The organism is Pseudomonas sp. MWU13-2105 (genome assembly GCF_023242315.1).
Lineage (GTDB): Bacteria > Pseudomonadota > Gammaproteobacteria > Pseudomonadales > Pseudomonadaceae > Aquipseudomonas.
Genome location: NZ_JALLIY010000090.1, coordinates 1 through 449, shown reverse-complemented (window position 1 = coordinate 449; position 449 = coordinate 1). Strand labels below are relative to the sequence as shown.

Here is a 449-nt window from a genome sequence, read left to right as displayed (position 1 = left end):
GCGCTGCAGGCTGCACCTATGACGAGTGCTTGATTGTATTCGTCGACCACGTTTTATCCTTCCTTGAGTACCCGAGACAGAGACCTCTCGGAACGGGGCCCCATCGCCACTTACGGAGATAGCGGAACCCGACGATGACGTCTATTTATTGCTCTTGCGGCACAGCAGGACAAGCAAACCGATTAGTTGCATCCCTACCACGACCATGACCACACTCTTCCCTCCGATGCCGAGGCCAGCCACCCAGTCGATAAAAAGCAGTAAGAACGCTACGCACACGGGAAGCATACAAAGGATGTACAACACTCTGATCAGCTTTCGATGACGTCGCACCCATGTGGACGGCCCGTCTGCTTGAGCTACGGAGTCCAGAGGGCCCAGGAAATCCAGAAGAGCGATGAATAGATCGATCATGATGTGTTCTAGCGCAATGGTTTCGACAGGAGGTG

The 449-nt window shown here is 53.9% G+C and carries 1 protein-coding gene; it reads right to left on the bottom strand.

Annotated features, from left to right (window positions below):
* Positions 1–141: 141 nt before the first annotated feature.
* Positions 142–449 (bottom strand): hypothetical protein (locus M5B96_RS32435; RefSeq protein ID WP_248801251.1); only part of this gene is annotated, 308 nt, incomplete at its 5' end.